The 14,399-nt window shown below is 71.1% G+C and carries 11 protein-coding genes; 2 read left to right on the forward strand and 9 right to left on the reverse strand.

The features are described 5' to 3' along the window. Window positions 1-68: 68 nt before the first annotated feature. Complete coding sequence (locus tag ACWD5D_RS04285; RefSeq protein ID WP_451371245.1) at window positions 69-1,520, reverse strand: MFS transporter; 1,452 nt, start codon at window positions 1,518-1,520, stop codon at window positions 69-71. Window positions 1,521-1,602: 82 nt separating this feature from the next. Between ACWD5D_RS04285 and dusB the strand changes: the two genes are divergently transcribed. Continuing rightward, on the forward strand, window positions 1,603-2,745 hold the full coding sequence (gene dusB / locus ACWD5D_RS04290) for a tRNA dihydrouridine synthase DusB (protein ID WP_451371246.1): 1,143 nt from the start codon (window positions 1,603-1,605) through the stop codon (window positions 2,743-2,745). A gap of 173 nt (window positions 2,746-2,918) precedes the next feature. Here the strand turns inward: dusB and ACWD5D_RS04295 are convergent, their stop codons facing one another. Next, the gene (locus ACWD5D_RS04295) at window positions 2,919-4,517 is read right to left on the reverse strand and encodes a CDP-alcohol phosphatidyltransferase (RefSeq protein ID WP_451371575.1); all 1,599 of its coding nucleotides are present in this window, start codon (window positions 4,515-4,517) and stop codon (window positions 2,919-2,921) included. Between the two features lie 892 nt (window positions 4,518-5,409). Here ACWD5D_RS04295 and ppdK point away from each other — a divergent pair. After that, window positions 5,410-8,157, forward strand: a complete 2,748-nt coding sequence (gene ppdK / locus ACWD5D_RS04300; RefSeq protein ID WP_451371247.1) for a pyruvate, phosphate dikinase — start codon at window positions 5,410-5,412, stop codon at window positions 8,155-8,157. A 158-nt stretch (window positions 8,158-8,315) separates the two neighbouring features. On the opposite strand, the gene ACWD5D_RS04305 is transcribed toward ppdK, so the two are convergent. From ACWD5D_RS04305 to ACWD5D_RS04335, 7 genes are all read right to left on the reverse strand, one after another. Then, window positions 8,316-8,873 (reverse strand): DUF4232 domain-containing protein, encoded by a 558-nt coding sequence (locus ACWD5D_RS04305; protein ID WP_451371248.1) that lies wholly within the window; start codon window positions 8,871-8,873, stop codon window positions 8,316-8,318. A gap of 140 nt (window positions 8,874-9,013) precedes the next feature. Continuing rightward, on the reverse strand, window positions 9,014-10,258 hold the full coding sequence (locus ACWD5D_RS04310; RefSeq protein ID WP_451371249.1) for a cytochrome P450 family protein: 1,245 nt from the start codon (window positions 10,256-10,258) through the stop codon (window positions 9,014-9,016). Window positions 10,259-10,374: 116 nt separating this feature from the next. Next, on the reverse strand, window positions 10,375-11,589 hold the full coding sequence (locus ACWD5D_RS04315; RefSeq protein WP_451371250.1) for a cytochrome P450: 1,215 nt from the start codon (window positions 11,587-11,589) through the stop codon (window positions 10,375-10,377). Beyond that, window positions 11,586-12,224, reverse strand: a complete 639-nt coding sequence (locus ACWD5D_RS04320) for a GTP-binding protein (RefSeq protein WP_451371251.1) — start codon at window positions 12,222-12,224, stop codon at window positions 11,586-11,588. The genes ACWD5D_RS04315 and ACWD5D_RS04320 overlap by 4 nt, the downstream gene beginning before the upstream one ends. Beyond that, window positions 12,202-12,555: a DUF742 domain-containing protein gene (locus ACWD5D_RS04325; protein WP_451371252.1), complete on the reverse strand. Its 354-nt coding sequence runs from the start codon at window positions 12,553-12,555 to the stop codon at window positions 12,202-12,204. The genes ACWD5D_RS04320 and ACWD5D_RS04325 overlap by 23 nt, the downstream gene beginning before the upstream one ends. Continuing rightward, window positions 12,552-12,974 (reverse strand): roadblock/LC7 domain-containing protein, encoded by a 423-nt coding sequence (locus ACWD5D_RS04330; RefSeq protein WP_451371253.1) that lies wholly within the window; start codon window positions 12,972-12,974, stop codon window positions 12,552-12,554. The genes ACWD5D_RS04325 and ACWD5D_RS04330 overlap by 4 nt, the downstream gene beginning before the upstream one ends. Window positions 12,975-12,976: 2 nt before the next feature. Beyond that, on the reverse strand, window positions 12,977-14,380 hold the full coding sequence (locus ACWD5D_RS04335; protein ID WP_451371254.1) for an ATP-binding protein: 1,404 nt from the start codon (window positions 14,378-14,380) through the stop codon (window positions 12,977-12,979). Window positions 14,381-14,399: the final 19 nt, after the last annotated feature.

Raw genomic sequence — 14,399 nt, forward strand, 5'->3', positions numbered from 1 at the left:
GTCGGACACAGGCCCCGGGACCCGTCCTCCGGCCGGCCGGAGGACGCCCGGTCCGGCGGAGAGAGGTCTCAGGCGCGCCCCGGAGCCCCCACCGCCTCGCGCACCTCGGGCGACTCCAGCCGCTCGGCCGTCCGCTCGGCGGTCCGCCGCGCCCAGCGCCCGCTGGTGAGCAGCCCGAGGACCAGCACGGCCAGTCCGCACGCCGTGAGGATCCACCACCCGGGCCGGGCCGCCGAGACGAACACGTCCTTGTACGACGACGAGCCGACCCCCGAGGCCAGCACGGCGCCGACGACCGCCACGCCCAGCGTCTGTCCCAGCTGCCTGCTGGTGGAGGCGACCGCGGCCGCGACCCCCGCCTGCGCCCTCGGCATCCCCGACACCGCGGTGTTCGTGATCGGCGCGTTCACGAAGCCGAAGCCGATGCCGAACAGCACGTACCCGGCGAACAGCGTGGCGTTCGAGGTCTCCGCCTCGAAGACGGCGAACAGGAGCGCGCTCGCGGTCATGGCGGTACCGGCGACCAGCAGCGGCAGCCGTGGACCGCGGCTGCCGACCAGCCGTCCGGACAGCGGCGCGCACAGGAACGTCGGCGCGGCCATCGGCAGCATCCACAGGCCCGCGTGCAGGGCGTCGAGCCCGCGCACGTTCTGCAGGTACAGCGTCGACAGGAACAGGAACCCGCCCAGCGCGGCGAACGCGCTGATCGCTATCACGGTGGCCCCGCTGAACGGCGCCGAGCGGAAGAAGCGCAGGTCGATGAGGGGGTCGGGGCGCCGGGGCTCGTAGCGGAGCAGACCCAGCAGCGCCACGAGGGCGATCACCGCGAAGGGGGCCACCGTGCGGGCGTCCGAGTCCGGCGCCTCGATGATGGCGTACGTCAGCGAGCCGAACAGGGCGATCACCAGCACCTGGCCGACCGGGTCGGGGCGGCGGGGCCGGGGCGCACGGGACTCGGGGACGAAGCGCAGCGTGAGCAGCAGGGCCGCGAGGCCCACGGGGAGGTTGACCCAGAAGATCGACCGCCAGCCGACCGACTCCACCAGCAGGCCGCCGACCAGTGGACCGGCGGCCATGGATATGCCGACCACCGCGCCCCACACACCGATGGCGCGGGCGCGCTCGCGCGGGTCCGTGAAGGTGTTGGTGATGATCGACATGGCGACCGGGTTGAGCATCGAGCCGCCGACCGCCTGGACCATGCGGAAGACGACCAGCAGTTCCAGGTTCGGGGCGAGCGAGCACAGCAGCGAGCCGGCGGAGAAGATCACCAGCCCCGCCAGGAAGACCCGCTTGCGGCCGATCCGGTCGGCCGTCGAGCCCGCCAGCATCAGCAGCGAGGCCAGCACCAGCGTGTAGGCGTCGATCGTCCACTGCAGGCCGGAGGTGGTGGCGTGCAGCTCGCGCTGCAACGAGGGCAGCGCCACGTTCAGGACGGTGTTGTCGAGGCTCACGATCAGCAGGCTCATGCAGCAGATCGCGAGGACGAGCAGACGTCGGCGTGGGCTCAGCTCCGGCATGCGTCTCATCGTACGCCGATTTCAATAGTGCGGTTAACTAATGACCGTTACATGATCTTCGTCGATACGCGACAATGGGGCAATGCCCACGCCCGAGTCCCCCCTGCAGATCGGCCCGCACACCGTCCGGCCGCCCGTCGTGCTGGCCCCCATGGCCGGGATCACCAACGCGCCCTTCCGCACCCTGTGCCGGGAGTTCAGCGGTGGCAAGGGCCTGTTCGTGAGCGAGATGATCACGACCCGGGCGCTGGTCGAGCGCAACGAGAAGACCATGCAGCTGATCCACTTCGACGCGACCGAGAAGCCGCGCTCGATCCAGCTGTACGGCGTGGACCCGGCGACCGTCGGCAAGGCCGTCCGCATGATCGCGGAGGAGCACCTCGCCGACCACATCGACCTGAACTTCGGCTGCCCGGTCCCCAAGGTGACGCGGAAGGGGGGCGGCTCCGCGCTCCCCTACAAGCGCAACCTGCTGCGGGCCATCCTGCGCGAGGCCGTCTCCGGCGCCGGTGACCTCCCGGTCACGATGAAGATGCGCAAGGGCATCGACGACGACCACATGACCTACCTCGACGCCGGCCGGATCGCCGTCGAGGAGGGCGTCACGGCCATCGCCCTGCACGGCCGCACCGCCGCCCAGCACTACGGCGGCACCGCCGACTGGGAGGCCATCGCCCGCCTGAAGGAGCACGTCCCGGAGATCCCGGTGCTCGGCAACGGCGACATCTGGTCCGCCGAGGACGCACTGCGGATGGTGCGGGAGACCGGCTGCGACGGCGTGGTCGTGGGGCGCGGCTGCCTCGGCCGGCCGTGGCTGTTCGCCGACCTGGTGGCGGCCTTCGAGGGGCGTACGGAAGACATCATGCGGCCGACCCTGCGGGAGGTCGCCGACATCATGGTCCGGCACGCCACCCTGCTCGGGGAGTGGATCGGCGACGAGGCGCGCGGCGTCATCGACTTCCGCAAGCACGTCGCCTGGTACCTGAAGGGCTTCGCGGTCGGCTCGGAGATGCGTAAGCGGCTCGCCATCACGTCGTCCCTGGAGGAACTCCGCTCCGGGCTGGACGAGCTGGACCTCGACCAGCCGTGGCCTGTCGGCGCCGACGGCCCGCGCGGCCGCACGTCCGGCAACAACCGCGTGGTGCTGCCGGACGGCTGGCTGAAGGACCCGTACGACTGTGCGGGCGTCGGCGAGGACGCGGAGCTGGACACCTCCGGCGGCTGAGCTCCACCGGGTGGCTGAGCCTCACCGGGTGGCTGAGCCTCACCGGGGCTCCGTGGCGGGGCTCCGTGGCGGGGCTCCGCCCCGGACCCCGTCAGGGGCTCCGCCCAAGATCCGGCGGGTGGGGGGTCCGGCCGGGACTTGGTGGGTGGGGGGTCCGCCCCGATCCCTGGGTGTCAGCGGGTCTTCGGGTGGGGGGTTGAGCCGTATGCCGTCAGGAAGCGGTCGCGGAAGGCGCTCATTTTCCAGACGGGGGCGTTGTGGGCGGGGCGGAGGCCGTCCGTCCAGCCCCAGCCGGCGATCCGGTCGAGGACCTTCGGGTCCTTGGCGACGATCGAGACCGGCACGTCACGGCTGGCGTGGTTGCCGCTGACGCGGGCGAGCGGCTGGTGGTCGCCGAGGAAGACGAGGACGGTGTCCTTGGTGCCGTAGCGCTCCAGCCACTCCGTCAGCGCGGTCACCGAGTACTGGATCGACTTGCCGTACTCCTCGCGGGACCTCGTGGTGTCGGCGATGACGTCGGCCGACTTGTTGCCCGCCGCCTGGATGCCCTTGAAGACCGAGCCGTCGCCCAACCGGTCCCAGCCGACCATCTTCGGGATCGGCGCCCAGGGCTGGTGGCTGGAGGTCAGGATGATCTCCGACATCATCGGCTTGGCGTGCTTCTCGCCGTGCACCCGCTGCTGGAACTGCTCCAGCGCGTACTGGTCCGGCATGGTCGACCAGCTGAACTTCGGCCCCCGGTAGCCGAGCTGGAAGGCGTTGTAGACCTTGTCCAGGCCGTAGAAGCTCTGCTCCGGCCAGGCCTTCTGCACGCCCGGCATGACACCGACCGTGTCCCAGGCGCCGGTCTTCTTGAAGGCCTTGGTGAGGCTGAGGTGGTCGCTCGCCATCACCGTGCGATAGCGCTGCTGGTTGCTGACCCACAGCCCCGACATGGTGGTGGAGTGGCCGAGCCAGCTGCTGCCGCCGTACGTCGCCGACGTCAGCCAGCCGCTCCTGGCGTGGTAGCCCGCCGCCGCGAGGGCCTTGGTGCGCTCGTCGAGGGTCTTGTCGACGCCGGGCGACATGATCGGGTCCTCGATCGCGCTGCGGCCGTAGCTCTCGATGAACGTGAAGATCATGTCCTTGCCGCGCAGATCGGGCACGAGTTGGGCGGCGGGGGTGTTGCCGAAGGCGTCCACCCCGGCCACCTTCCGGAACTCCGCCTCGTCGTGCAGCGTGCCGGCCACCCCTCGGACCTGGGTCTTCACGGCGGTCGCGGTGCGGTCCGAGGCGATCGGCACACCGGAGACCTGAAGGCCGAGCGAGGAGCAGGTGATCCAGACGACGCCCGCGACCAGCGTGCCCCGGGTCGCGGCGCCGGTGTTCCGGGCGAGCAGGTTGCCCAGGCGGACCATGGACAGCGCCAGCAGGACGAAGAGGAGCAGGACGACCGCGATCACGGCGACCGTGGCCGCGAGGGTGACCGTGCGGCCGAGCGAGTCCTCCAGGTACGACTCCGCGTCACCGAGCAGGGTCCAGTCGAGCACGAGGTTGAAGCTGCGGCCGAGGTACTGGTTGAACCCCATGTCCAGCAGGTTCAGCACGGTCATCGCCGCGAGCACGACACCCGCGACCGCCGCCAGCGCGATCCGCGGCCGGCGCGGCAGCGCGATCAGCACCGCCGCCCCGATCACCGCCTCTCCCGGTATCCGCAGGAACGTCGCCGGCCTCAGCCCGACGACCGTGTTCGGCAGCACGAGCGCGGCGACGACGAGGGCGGCGGCGAGCATGGTGAAGGTGAGGGAGAGGGCTCGGGCGGCGGTCGGGTGGGTTTCGCGCCGACGCCGGACCCAGCCGGACCAGGCGGACCAGCCGGACCGGCTGAACCGGCCGAGCCGGTTGAGCCAGGGCCGGGGCGCGGTGGGCTCTCCGGCGGCGGCTTCGCGGGGGAGAGGCTCCTCGGGGGCGGAATCTTCGGCGACGGACCCTTCAGCGACGGAATCGTCGACGGACTCTTCGTCGACGGACTCCTCGGGGGCGGCTTCCGGCGCGTCCTCGGAAGCGACCGCGGCCATGCCCTCCGAGGTGTCCTCGGCCTTCTCTTCAGCCGTGTTCTGACGCGTGCTCGTGTGCTGAGGCAACCCGGAGGCCCTTCCGTGCGAGACCCGTGACGTCCGTGCGAGACCGGTGACGTCATCTCGTACGGCTGCCCCGTCACCCCTGTTCACGGGCCAGGGCAAACAGCGGGCAAACACCGGTGGGAGGGAGGAGGGCGGTCCGGGTGTCCCGGAGTCCAGGACACGTCCGCATGGTGAAATCCGGGCGCCTGTGGCAGCGTGATTCTCACCACCCTTGATAAGGGTTGCGCTCAAATGAGCGGATCATGAGCGGCTGCACTTCTCCAAGGGGTGGCACTGAGTGCCACCCTCTGATCGTTCATCGATCGAACTCAGGCGTGCTGGTAGCCGCTCATTTGAGCGAGAAAAGGCGCTTGCGGGCGTGGTTGCGTTCAAGAAGTGAAGACATTTGCCGTGTCGAGCTTGCCAAGCCTTGACTTTCGATCCTGTGGCGGACGGCGAGTTACAGGCACATGACGCGCGAGTGGACGTACCCAGATGCCTTCGATCTGGGTATGTTCCTGCCCGTCAGGGCAGCCACCGCGGCCTCAAGGAGTCGAGACCCGTGTCGGAAAACAAAGATCCTCAGGTAGCCGAGCAGGGCCACAGCGTTGAGGGCGTGAAGTTCGTCTACGACTTCACCGAGGGCAACAAGGACCTCAAGGACCTCCTCGGCGGCAAGGGCGCCAACCTCGCCGAGATGACCAACCTGGGCCTTCCGGTGCCTCCGGGCTTCACCATCACCACCGAGGCCTGCAAGGTCTACCTGGAGAGCGGCGAGGAGCCCGCGGCACTGCGTGACGAGGTGAGCGCACACCTCGACGCCCTCGAGCAGCAGATGGGCAAGAAGCTCGGCCAGGCCGACAACCCTCTGCTCGTCTCGGTCCGCTCCGGCGCCAAGTTCTCCATGCCCGGCATGATGGACACGGTCCTGAACATCGGCCTCTCGGACAAGTCGGTCCAGGGCCTGGCCAAGCAGGCCGGCGACGACCGGTTCGCCTGGGACTCCTACCGCCGCCTCATCCAGATGTTCGGCAAGACCGTCCTCGGTGTCGACGGCGAGCTCTTCGAGGAGGCCCTCGACAAGGCCAAGGAGGCCAAGAAGGTCACGGTCGACACCGACCTGGAGGCCGCCGACCTGAAGAAGCTGGTCACCAGCTTCAAGAAGATCGTCAAGAAGGAAGCGGGCCGGGACTTCCCGCAGGACCCGCGCGAGCAGATGGACCTCGCCATCGAGGCCGTCTTCAACTCGTGGAACACCGACCGCGCCAAGCTGTACCGCCGCCAGGAGCGCATCCCGGGCGACCTCGGCACGGCCGTCAACGTCTGCTCGATGGTCTTCGGCAACCTGGGCCCGGACTCCGGCACCGGTGTCGCCTTCACCCGTGACCCCGCCTCCGGTCACCAGGGCGTCTACGGCGACTACCTGCAGAACGCGCAGGGCGAGGACGTCGTCGCCGGTATCCGCAACACGGTCCCGCTCGCGGAGCTGGAGTCGATCGACAAGAAGTCGTACGACCAGCTCATGCAGATCATGGAGACCCTGGAGAACCACTACAAGGATCTCTGCGACATCGAGTTCACCATCGAGCGCGGCCAGCTCTGGATGCTCCAGACCCGCGTCGGCAAGCGCACGGCGGGCGCGGCCTTCCGTATCGCCACGCAGCTGGTGGACCAGGGCCTGATCGACGAGACCGAGGCGCTCCAGCGCGTCACCGGCGCCCAGCTCGCCCAGCTGATGTTCCCGCGCTTCGACGAGGACGCCAAGGTCGAGAAGATCGGCCGGGGCATCGCGGCCTCGCCGGGTGCCGCGGTCGGCCGGGCGGTCTTCGACTCGTACACCGCCGTCAAGTGGTCCCGCTCGGGCGAGAAGGTCATCCTGGTCCGCCGGGAGACCAACCCCGACGACCTCGACGGCATGATCGCGGCCGAGGGCATCCTGACCTCGCGCGGCGGCAAGACCTCCCACGCGGCCGTCGTCGCGCGCGGCATGGGCAAGACCTGTGTCTGCGGCGCCGAGGAGCTCGAGGTCGACACCAAGCGTCGCCGGATGACGGTCCCGGGCGGTCACGTCGTGGAAGAGGGCGACGTGATCTCCATCGACGGCTCCTCCGGCAAGGTCTACCTGGGTGAGGTCCCGGTCGTCCCGTCCCCGGTCGTGGAGTACTTCGAGGGCCGGATGCACCCGGGCGCCGACGACGCCGACGAGCTGGTCGAGGCCGTGCACCGCATGATGGCCTTCGCCGACCGCAAGCGCCGCCTGCGGGTGCGCGCCAACGCCGACAACGCCGAGGACGCGCTGCGCGCCCGTCGCTTCGGCGCCCAGGGCATCGGCCTGTGCCGCACCGAGCACATGTTCCTCGGCGAGCGCCGCGAGATGGTCGAGAAGCTGATCCTCGCGGACACCGAGGAGGTGCGGGAGTCCGCCCTGCGGGAGCTGCTGCCCCTGCAGAAGAAGGACTTCGTCGAGCTGTTCGAGGCGATGGACGGCCTCCCGGTCACGATCCGTCTGCTCGACCCGCCGCTGCACGAGTTCCTGCCCGACATCACCGAGCTGTCGGTCCGCGTGGCCCTCGCCGAGTCCCGCCAGGAGCCGCACGAGAACGACCTGCGGCTGCTCCAGGCGGTCCACCGCCTGCACGAGCAGAACCCGATGCTGGGTCTGCGCGGTGTGCGCCTGGGTCTGGTCATCCCCGGCCTGTTCACCATGCAGGTCCGCGCGATCGCCGAGGCCGCGGCCGAGCGCAAGAACGCCAAGGGCGACCCGCGCGCCGAGATCATGATCCCGCTCGTCGGCACCGTCCAGGAGCTGGAGATCGTCCGCGAGGAGGCCGACCAGGTCATCGCCGAGATCGAGGCCGCCACGGGTACGAAGCTCAAGCTGGCGATCGGCACGATGATCGAGCTGCCGCGCGCCGCGCTGACGGCCGGACAGATCGCCGAGGCCGCGGAGTTCTTCTCCTTCGGCACGAACGACCTGACCCAGACGGTCTGGGGCTTCTCCCGCGACGACGTGGAGGCCTCGTTCTTCACGGCCTACCTGGAGAAGGGCATCTTCGGAGTCTCCCCGTTCGAGACGATCGACAAGGACGGCGTCGGCTCCCTGGTGAAGGCGGCCGCCCAGGCCGGCCGCGCCACCCGCCCCGACCTCAAGCTCGGCGTCTGCGGCGAGCACGGCGGCGACCCCGAGTCGGTCCACTTCTTCCACGAGGTGGGACTCGACTACGTCTCCTGCTCCCCGTTCCGCATCCCGGTCGCCCGCCTCGAGGCCGGCCGCGCCGCGACCCAGTCGGAGGGCAGCGACCACCGTTGATCCGACGGGCGGCACCCTGTGCGGGGGTGCCGCCCGACCAGACCCCGGAGCCGCCGTCGGTCCCCGACCCTCAAGACCGATCGGCGGCGGCTCCGGCACCACCAAAGAAGAGGCGGCACCCCGTGCGGGGGTGCCGCCTCGTCGCGTGCCCGGACTTCTCAGAAGGCGCCTTCCACGTTGACCGGACCGACCTGGAAGTGGGGGCAGACCAGCCAGCGTGCCGGGACCAGGACCGCCGTGCGGGAGGCCGGCGGGTAGATCCGCAGGTAGCTGCTGGTCTTCAGGCAGGGGCCGCCGATCGGGCCGTTCGTCGTACGGACGACCGCCGTGGCCGAGTGGGCGGGGGCGAGCGTGACCGTGCCGTACGACCGTCCACTGCGCGTGGCGGCCGGCCCGATCTGGTGGTGCGCGGTGTCCAGGGCGCTGACGCCCGGGTAACCGCGCAGGGCACAGCTGGTCGTGCTGGTGTTGGTGAACTTCACCGGCCAGTACAGCGACCCCGCCGCGGGCTCCTGGCGCCCCATGGAGAGATACAGGTCGCCGACGGCGCAGGTCCGCACGGCGGTGGTGGTCCGGGCGCTCGCGCTCCACGCGGCTCCGGCCGCCGTGAGCCCCAGGACGGCCGAGGTCAGCACGGCGGCCGCACCGCGCCGGGAGAAGATCCGGGACGATATTCGAGAGTGCAGATACGGATACATGGCGACATCCGCCTCCATCGGGCGAAAGGATGGATGAAGGGCACTGTGTTGGATGCACCCTCGGACGGAAAAGTTGTGCCGCTCGCCCGGAAAAGTCCCGCCCGGCCAAGGCGCCCGTGGAGGCGGGCGGACCACCCGCCTCCGGTTCCTGACGAGCGCTACCGGCCCGCGGCCCCCTGCGCGGGGCCAAGGCGGACCGGGAGTTGCTGGTGTCCGTTGCTGATGAGGGAGGGCACCGGGCGCAGTTCCCCGGCCGGTGCCGCGAGGGAGAGCTCGGGGAAGCGGTCGAAGAGCTGCCGCAGGGCCTCTGCCACCTCCAGGCGGGCCAGCGGGGCGCCGAGGCAGAAGTGCACCCCGTGGCCGAAGGCCAGGTGGTCCTTGACGGTGCGGGTGACGTCGAAGGTGTCGGCGTCGTCACCGTGCCAGTCCGGGTGGCGGTTGGCGGCGGCGTACGAGGCGACGATGGCCTCGCCTCGGGTGATGGTCCGTCCGTCGGGCAGCGCGATGTCGGTGACGGCGAAGCGCAGCGGCAGATGCTTGACGGCGGGTTCGTGCCGCAGGGTCTCCTCCACGACGTCGTCCCAGCCGGCCTTGCCGGCGTGGACGAGTTCGAGCTGGTCGGGGGAGGTCAGCATCGCCACGACGGCCTGGTCGATGACGTTGACGGTGGTCTCGTACCCCGCGCTGATCATCAGCAGGAGCGTGTCCCTCAGCTCCTCGGCGGTGAAGCCGGTGCCGTCCGACTCCTCGTCGCGGGCCGCGATGAGCAGGGAGGTCATGTCGTCGCCGGGAGCGCCGCGCTTCGTGGCGATCAGCTCGTCGAGGACGCCGTAGAGGCGTACGGCGTTGGCCTGGGCCTCCTCCTGGGTGAGCGTGGTGTCGAAGACGCCGTCCACGAGCCGCCGGAAGCCGGCCCGCTGCTCCTTCGGTACGCCCATCAGGTGGCCGATGACGGAGATGGGCAGCGGGTAGGCCAGCCGCTCGCGCAGGTCCACGACCTCTCCCGCGGGCACCGTGGCGAGGTCGTCGATCAGCTCGGTGACCATGGCCTCGACGGCCGGGCGCAGCTCGGCTATGCGACGCGCGGTGAAGGCGGGGGCGACCATGCGCCGCAGCCTGCGGTGGTCGGCACCGTAGGCGGTGAACATGTTCTGCACCGCGACCCACAGGGCGAGCGGCCACGTCGCGACGGTCTGGGCGAAGGCGGGCCAGTGGGCACGCGCGTCCTTGGACACGTCGGGGCTGGTCAGCAGTTGCCTGAGCAGGGCGGGGTCGGTGACCGCCCAGGCCTGGACGCCGAGGACGTCCACCTGCGTGGCGGGGCCCTGGGCGCGCAGGGTCTCGTGCTCCAGGTGCCGGGCGGCCCCGGTGGGGTCGAGGACGAGCGGAGTGTGCGGGGACAAGGACGGGTCTCCTTCGGACGGCTGCGGGGATCGGACGGGGGTTCGGACCGTTGGGGGGAGGCTTCGGACGGCGCCGGGGGACAGGCGACGGCGGGGAGTCGGGTGCCGGCGGGGAGTCAGGCGACGGCGGGGAAGCGGACGGGCAGGGCTTCCAGCGCGCGGTGGAACGGACCGGGCCGCCACACCAGATCGGACACGGGACAGGCGAGGTCGATCTCGGGAAGCGTGTCGAGGAGGCAGGCGATGGCCGTCTCGGCGATGAGGTACGCGTGGGTGCGGGCCGGGCAGGTGTGCGGGCCGATGCTCCAGGACAGGTGCGCGCGGTTGCCGGTGAGCGTGCCGGGGCCCAGCCCGTCGGTGACGGCCGGGTCGTTGTTGCAGGCGGCCATGGAGATGACGACGGGCTGGTGGGCGGGGAGCAGTACGCCCTCGACGTCGATCGGGTACGCCGGGTAGCTGATGCAGTAGTTGGCCATCGGCGGGTCGGTGTACAGGACCGTGTCGAGAGCGTCCCGGACGGGCTGCCCGGCGTGCAGACCGGCCGAGAACTGCTCGTCGGTGAGGATCTTCAGCACGGTGTTACTGATCAGGTTGGTCAGCGGCTCGATGCCCGCGCCGTAGAGCGTGACGAGCTGGTGGGACATCTCGATGTCGTCCAGGGCGGCGCTGTGCGCGATCAGCCGGGAGGTGATGTCGTCCCCGGGGTACTGCCGCCTGAGGGCGACGAGTTCGGCCACGGCCTGACCGAGGATCTGGTTGCCGAGGGCGGCCGTCTCCGCCTCCGACTCGAAGATCTTGGCCATGCCGTCGGCGATGCGCATGCCGATCTCGTCCGGGCAGCCCAGCAGCGCGCTCAGGACGTGGAAGGCGATGGGGAACGAGAACTGGGTGAGCAGGTCGGCTCGGCCGAGGCCGCCGAACCCGCTGATGGCGTCGGACGCGATCTTCTCCACCAGGGCCCGCAGCTCGTGCTGGTCGACCGCCTGGATGCTCGCGGTGTTCGCCGCCCGGTAGCGCGTGTGCTCGGCGCCGGACGAGCGCAGCGCGTTGGGACGCCACTCCATCATCGGCCGGACCGGGCAGGTCTCGGGCACGGCCTGCTGCCAGATCCGTGGGTCGGCGGGGAAGTGCAGCGGGTCGTTGAGGATGCGCCGGGCCTGCTGGAAGCCGATGACCAGGGTCGCCGGTATGCCGGGGGCGAGATCCACGGGGACCAGCGGACCGTGGTCGCGCCGCATGCGCTCGTACGCGGCATGGGGGTCCTTGGCGAACGCGGCGTCGTAGAGCGCGACCCGCGCCGGGCTCGCGGTGCCGGGGTCGGGGGTGGTCATGGGCGGGACTCCACAAGAGACGCGGGGACATGACGGGTCGTCAGGTGCTCGACGAGGGTGATCAGCGCGTACACGCAGGAGGTGCGGTCCCGCGCGTCGCATTCGGTCAGCGGGGTCTCCGGATCCAGGGCGAGCGCCTGCCGGATCTCGTGCAGGGGGTAGCGGGGCGCGTCGGGGAAGACGTTGATGACGACCGAGTACGGCGTCCGCTGCTCCTCCAGCAGGCTCAGCACCTCGTGGCAGCCGTCCAGGTCCCGGGTGTCGGCCAGGACGACCGCGCCCAGCGCCCCTTCGGTCAGCCCTTCCCACAGGGGGCGGAACCGGGTCTGGCCCGGAGTGCCGAACAGGTAGAGCACCAGGCGGTCGCCCAGCAGATGGATGCGCCCGAAGTCCATGGCGACCGTCGTGGTCGTCTTGTGCGGTGTGCCGCGCAGATCGTCCACGCCGACGCTCGCCTCGGTGATCGGCTCCTCCATGCGCAGCGGTGTCACCTCGGAGACACTGCCGACGAAGGTGGTCTTGCCGACCCCGAACGCCCCGGCGACGACGATCTTCGCCGACCGGGCCACGCCGGGGGCCACGTAGTGGACGGCAGGCTGGTCGGACGGCTGGTCAGACCAGTTCGCGTAGTCCACGCAGTACCTCCTGCAGCAGGTCGGATCCGGGCCCGTCGTCCTCGGTGGGGGCCGGGCAGGCCAGACGGCCGCTGTCCATCAGCTCGGAGACGAGGATCCGCACGGTGGACGGCGGCAGCTCCAGCGCGGCGGCGATGTCCGCCACGGCCAGACCGCCCCGCCCGCCCGCGAACAGGCGCATCACCCTGCGGGTGTCCGGCCCGAGTGTGTCGGTGGGGCCGGACGCGGCGATGACCACCGTCTCCAGGCGCACGTCCGGGCGGGGCCGGTTCCGCCCGCCGGTGCGGACGTAGGGCCTGATCAGGTCCGGGTCGTGCCGCGGACCGCTCACGTCGCGGTGCCGTCTTCCGCGAGGGGGCGCCGGTCCCCGACCTCCAGCTCGTGGCCGAGCCTGGCCGCGAGGCGCACCATGTGATGGCTGATCAGGCCGACATCGGCCTCCGGCCCGGTCGTGACCACCGAGAGCATCGAGTTCCTCGCGGCTGCCGTGGTCAGCCCGATACGGCCCTGCGACTCGATCAGCAGCTGGCTCATCCCCTTGCCGCCGACGTGCTCGTCCCACGCCTTGCCGGCCGCGCGCAGCGATGCGGTGACGGCGGCGAGTTTCTCCGCGTTCTCCTGGCCGATCGTCTGCGTGCGGGCCTGCAGAAGGCCGTCGCTGCTCATCAGCACGGCGTACTCGACGCCCTCGACAGAGCCCAGCTCCTGGTCGAGCAGCCATCCCAGGCCGTTGCTGTGGGTGTCGCGCATGATCAGTTTCCTTCGGTGGGTCCGGTGTTCGGCTCGGCTTCGCGTCCCCGGCGGCTGCCCGCCGCCCAGGCGGCGGCGACGCTCGGCCGCCCCGGCGCGACCGGTGTCCCGGGCGTGGCCGCGGCGGCGCCGCGCGCCCTGGCCGGGCGCCTGCGGACGGTCAGTCCGCTCGCGGTGGTCGCGGCCGGCTCCGGCTCCGGCTCCGGCGCCGACGTCGGTGTCGGCTCCGGGGCGACGGAGTCCTTCGTGGCCGGCGCGACGGCGGGACCGGGCTCGGCGGTGGGCCGGGACGCGATGACGGGCTGGGCCGCGGCGGGCCGGGGCGCGGCGGAGGGAACCAGGAGGTTCTTCGGGAGGACCAGCACGGCGCGCGTGCCCTGGTAGATGTTCGGCGCGGTCAGCTCGACCCGGAAGCCGTAGTTCTCGGCGAGCAGCGAGGCGACCCGCAGGCCGGTCTGCGGATGTGCGCCGAGCTGTGTGATGTCGTCGCGCTGCTTGCCGGACATGACGTCCTTGGCCCACAGCAGCCGCTCGTCGTCCATCCGCAGGCCGGCGTCGTCGACGGTCAGGAAGCAGGCGTGATGGCCTTCCTCCACCGAGACGTGCACCCGGGCGGCCGGCGGGGAGTACCGCAGGGCGTTGTCCAGCAGCAGTGCCAGCGTGTGTACGACGGCCTCGACCGCCCGGCTCTCCACCGCGATGGCGTCCGACTCGTGGTGTGCCACCCGCTGGTAGCCCTCGATCCGGCCCATCGCGGCGCGGATCACATCGGTCAGGGAGGTACGCGGCCAGCGTCTGGAGGGCTTGTCGCCGGCCAGTACCGCATAGCCCTGGGCGGTCAGCAGCATCTGCTGCGCGATGTGGTCGATGTGCACCAGCGTCGCGTACGCCTCGTCGTCCTGGTGAGAGCGCACCCCCTTGCTGATCTCCCGGCTCAGCCGGGCGGCCCGCGCCACCACGCTGGACGCGAAACTGCGCACGGCCGCGCGCGTCGCCTGCTGCGATTGCCGGCGCGCCTGCGCGACCTCCTGCTGCGCCGCGGAGCGGATCTCGTCGACGCGCCGGTCGGCGGACGCCTGTGCGGCCTCGCGTACCTGTGTCACGGTGGCGACCGCCTGAGCGGAGACGTCGCGGAGCCGCTCGGCGAGGGCCGTGTGCGTCACGGGCGCGGACGGGGCGGGGCCGGCGGCGGGCCCCTCGGCGGCGCCCGCCGCGGGTATCACCTCGAACGCCAGCTGCCCGAGGGCGTACTCCACGGCTCCCAGCTGCTGGGTGAGCTGATCCGTACGGCCCTGGAGCCGGTCGGCCCGCTCCCGCTCCCGCTGGTACGCGCGGTGGAAGCGCCACGTGCTCCCGCCGGCGGCCAGGGCGACCGCGGCACTCACGGCCGGTATCAGATCGGTCATCAAATCCTCTCCAGAGTGT

Source organism: Streptomyces sp. NPDC002520 (genome assembly GCF_053595235.1).

Excerpts from the sequence above, each read along its gene's own strand:
- ACWD5D_RS04285 (WP_451371245.1), bottom strand. The coding sequence starts at position 1,520 with ATGCCGGAGCTGAGCCCACGCCGACGTCTGCTCGTCCTCGCGATCTGC.
- dusB (WP_451371246.1), top strand. The coding sequence starts at position 1,603 with ATGCCCACGCCCGAGTCCCCCCTGCAGATCGGCCCGCACACCGTCCGG.
- ACWD5D_RS04295 (WP_451371575.1), bottom strand. The coding sequence starts at position 4,517 with ATGCTCGCCGCCGCCCTCGTCGTCGCCGCGCTCGTGCTGCCGAACACG.
- ACWD5D_RS04305 (WP_451371248.1), bottom strand. The coding sequence starts at position 8,873 with ATGGAGGCGGATGTCGCCATGTATCCGTATCTGCACTCTCGAATATCG.
- ACWD5D_RS04315 (WP_451371250.1), bottom strand. The coding sequence starts at position 11,589 with ATGACCACCCCCGACCCCGGCACCGCGAGCCCGGCGCGGGTCGCGCTC.
- ACWD5D_RS04330 (WP_451371253.1), bottom strand. The coding sequence starts at position 12,974 with ATGCGCGACACCCACAGCAACGGCCTGGGATGGCTGCTCGACCAGGAG.
- ACWD5D_RS04335 (WP_451371254.1), bottom strand. The coding sequence starts at position 14,380 with ATGACCGATCTGATACCGGCCGTGAGTGCCGCGGTCGCCCTGGCCGCC.